Raw genomic sequence first — 4202 nt, 5'->3', positions numbered from 1 at the left:
AGTTTAACCAAGTAGGCACGCGATTCATCTAAAGTGCGTATCGATTCGATGGCCTCTTGCAACTCATGAAGTGTGATATCGAAATTCGCTATATTGGGATATGAATCCCTCGCTGATCGAAATACTTCCAACGTCAAATCGTTTAAAATATAGTAGCCAATAAGCGAAGAATGCCAATCTGTATGCTGAAGGATGGAGGCAAAAGAATGGATAAATGTTTCTGCATTGGCTGGTGAGCCGATCTTCAGAAATTCTACAAACTTTGCTCGGTCTAAGAAAACAGACTGCTCGAAGGAACCGTTTCTTGATTCCAGCATCGCGTGGCGATTCTGACGGGATAAACGGCGCCAATGCATGTCTTCCATAGCTTCCAGGAAAGAAACATGAATGCCCTGCATCCGGTCTTGAACACTTCCAATACCAATGGAGATTGAATAGGAGAGATGCTCCATCGACTGGTTCTGAGCTTGTTGAACCTTTTCTAATGCCTGTTTGACTTGTTCGGGTGATTCATATTTCAGGATCCATACACATTCCGTTTTACTTCGTTTGAACATTAAGTGGTGATCACCATCTAGCTTGAGATTCAGTTTATACTCGCCTTGCTTCATATCGTCAAAGATGTCTTCCAGAACGGAATCGGAAGCAGCTAGTTTTCGGAAGTCGGCGGTTACCACAACATAGTACCGAGAGAGCAGATTCAAGCTCAATTTGGAACTTAGATGAACAGCTTCCGACGTTGTAATAAATCCACTGCACAAATCGTTAAGCAGCTTACTTTGCGTTAAACTGGCCTGTCTTCTTTCTTCCTGCTTTAATTGCTCGATCTCCAATTTCTCCAGACGCGCAGCATCGATCTTGTCGCTAACCTGGCGAAGTGTTTGAAGCAACTCGGCTGAGCTGATCGGCTTCGTACAATATTCCTCTATGCCTAGACGCAGGGCTGTTCGCGCATATTCAAAATCACCATGTCCGCTCAAGATAACAATTTTGATATCCGGTGAATTTTTCCGCACAAAAGAACTGAGCTCTAAGCCATCCATGAAGGGCATCTTAATGTCTGTAATGAGAATATCAGGTTGATACTGCTCGATCATCGGAAGCGCAACTTCACCGTCGGAGGCATCTCCGCAGTAAATAAATCCTTCTTTTTCCCATTGGATCGTATCACGAATTGTTTCACGAATTAATATCTCATCGTCAACCAGTAACACTTTTTTCATTGCATGTTACCTCCTGTCATGGGTATTCGAATGGAAACTTTCGTTCCTTCGTTTTGAATGCTTTCGATACTTACACCGTACTTATCCCCGTAATACAGTTTAATTCTTTGTTGTACATTATGCAGGCCGAACCCTCCGGATACTTCGTTTCCTGTTTGCTCAGGAAGCTGATCGTTCATTAAATACTCACGCATCTGTTCAAGCTTCTCCGGCGACATCCCGATCCCATCATCTTCCACGATCAGTACAATATCTTCCTCGTTCTCAATCAGACCGTTGATCCGAATCATACCTTTTCTTCGTTTGTTTTTTAAACCGTGATATAAAGCGTTTTCTACAATAGGCTGCAGAATCATTTTCAAGATTGGATAGGGGTTCAAACGGGAGTCAATCTGAATGTCATAATCCAATATATCGCGGTAGCGCATTTGTTGAATGACTAGATAGCTATGTACATGCTCGACTTCTTTATTAATGATGATCCAATCGCGGCCTTTGCTTAAAGAAATTCGAAACAGCTTGGATAGCGATTGAACCAGCTGAATGACTTGATTATTTTTGCCCGCTTCTGCCATCCAAACGATGGAATCCAGTGTGTTGTACAAGAAGTGAGGGTTGATTTGGGCTTGCAAAGCTCGCAATTCTGCCTTTTTAATTTCCTCTTGCTCTTTAATGCTTTGTTCGAGCAATTTTCGAATTTTGCTAAGCATGATGTTGAAACTTTTGCCCAATAAAGCAACTTCATCATTGCCTTTTGGAACGACTTTGGCTTCTAGGTACCCTGAAGCGGCAAGCTGCATTTTACTTTTTAAAAGGTGAAGAGGATGTATCAATCGGTTTGAAATGAAAAAGTGAAGGGAAACTGCAAAAATAAAACTTAGCACTACGGTAATGATGATGAGTTGTCGAATGGAATTAGCTTCTTCAACAATTTCTTGAAGCGGCACGTAGCCTACAATACTCCAGCCTGTCATCAGAGAAGGAGCTACGTAGACGAATTTCGGCTTGCCTTCGGTTGAGTCTATGTAATTGGTGTCAGTTCCGTTAAGGATGTGTGATAAATCTGAGGGGAGCGGGAGTTTGACGGTTGCTTTCAGCGTTGATGGCTTAAAGATGGGTGTGCCGGACGAATTGACCACAAAGTAGAACCCTGTCTGACCGATCGTAACGTTATCGCAAAATTGTGTGACCACTTTATCATCTACATCGATGACGATGAATCCAATTACTTCATGCGTAATTTGCTGCTTTACGGCGGCCATAATGGAGATGACATTCGTGTTGGTGTATTGAAAACCGTCGATTCTATCCAAGGTAGAAGCTTCAGATGGAGGGACTATCAAGACCTCGTCCGGATTTTTAGTCAAATGAGTCAAGTGTAAGTTGCGCAGCGGATTCTTATCAAGCTGAAACAACCCCTTTCTTTCGCTAATCCCACGGCCGTACAAATTAATCATAGTAATATTGAGAACGCTATCATATTGGTACGTTTGTCTGTAGGAATCCATGGTCTTTAGTATTTGTTTGGTATCCTCGTAGGTATCTTCTTGGGAAAACAAGAACCGAAGCACTTGTGCATTTTTGCTAATTTCAAGCAGTTTTCTGGTGTCTATAAATTGTGTATCAAGATCTCTGGCAAGCTGATCAGCGGACAACATAGCGGCGGCTTTACTGTTATTAAAAACTGTTTTAAATGATTTCTGGTAGGAGATGAGTCCAACCGCGATAAGAGGAATGCACGTTAGAATAATAAACATTGTGAGCAATTTCGTTTGTAAGCTCGATGAAATCCATTGGATTAATCTCATAAATGTTTAAGTAACCTTTCTAAAGCGGAGGTAGTAGTCTCCATATTACTATAACAAATTGTCCTCCATGCGGATATGGTAACGTATACATGAAACCATAAATAACAATTTTCTCTTATAAAAACAAACTTTTCTCGAAAAAGTGCTGCCAAATCACTAAAAAATTTACAAGAAATGAGCGTGAAACTCCGTATATAATGCATGTGAAAGCGTTTTATAATGAGGTCACACCGAACAAGAGGTGAACGATGGGGAGGAAAAAACATGATTATTACGAAAAAAATGGGGGTTCTCGTTGTGGCTTCCTGTCTAATGCTACTCACTGCAGCCTGCGGGAGCAGCACTACCACAGGGTCGAGCACAACGGCTCCAACAGCTAACGCAGGAGCTACTGCAGCACCTGCAGCAGGGAAGAAAATCTCGCTTGGTTTTGCTCAGGTTGGAGCGGAAAGCGGATGGAGAACGGCGAACACGAAATCAGTTCAAGACTCAGCCAAAGACGCCGGCTTTGACTTGAAATTCTCCGATGCACAGCAGAAGCAAGAGAATCAAATCAAAGCCATTCGTACCTACATTCAGCAAAAAGTGGACGTTATTGCGTTCTCTCCAGTCGTTGAATCGGGTTGGGATACGGTATTGAAAGAAGCGAAAGATGCGAAAATCCCGGTCATTCTGACAGACCGTGCCGTTGATTCCAAAGATACATCGTTGTACGTAACGTTCATTGGTTCTGATTYCGTAGAAGAGGGCAAGAAAGCTGGCAAGTGGGTTGCTGATAAGTACAAAGATTCGAAGGAAGATGTGAACATTGTTGAGCTTCAAGGAACAACTGGTTCCGCCCCAGCTAACGACCGCAAAGCAGGTTTTGCTGAAGAGATCAAAGGCAACACTCACTTGAAAGTGATTGCTTCACAAACAGGTGACTTCACACGGGCGAAAGGGAAAGAAGTTATGCAAGCGTTCCTGAAAGCTCATAAAGATATCGACGTGCTTTATGCACACAATGACGATATGGCACTTGGAGCTATTCAAGCGATTGAAGCTGCTGGCCTCAAGCCAGGTCAAGACATTACTATTATTTCCGTAGATGCGGTAAAAGACGGCATGACAGCAGCGAGCGAAGGGAAAATCAACTTTATCGTTGAGTGCAACCCTTTACTTGGACCACAAC

The 4202-nt window shown here is 42.7% G+C and carries 3 protein-coding genes; 1 reads left to right on the top strand and 2 read right to left on the bottom strand.

Annotated elements, in window-relative coordinates:
- Nucleotides 1–1223, bottom strand: a 1223-nt coding sequence (locus AC1DUA_RS26345) for a response regulator (protein ID WP_477502592.1), incomplete at its 3' end; no start/stop codon positions are given.
- Nucleotides 1220–3031, bottom strand: a complete 1812-nt coding sequence (locus AC1DUA_RS26340; protein WP_477502591.1) for a sensor histidine kinase — start codon at nt 3029–3031, stop codon at nt 1220–1222. The genes AC1DUA_RS26340 and AC1DUA_RS26345, both read right to left, overlap by 4 nt.
- 264 nt (nt 3032–3295) lie before the next feature.
- Here AC1DUA_RS26340 and AC1DUA_RS26335 point away from each other — a divergent pair.
- Nucleotides 3296–4202, top strand: a 907-nt coding sequence (locus AC1DUA_RS26335) for an ABC transporter substrate-binding protein (protein ID WP_477502590.1), incomplete at its 3' end; no start/stop codon positions are given.

The organism is Paenibacillus sp. 01T422, assembly GCF_056398785.1.
This window is presented reverse-complemented; position numbering and strand designations above follow the sequence as displayed.

Coding starts and splice junctions, on each gene's coding strand:
- AC1DUA_RS26340 (WP_477502591.1), bottom strand. CDS start 3,031: ATGAGATTAATCCAATGGATTTCATCGAGCTTACAAACGAAATTGCTC.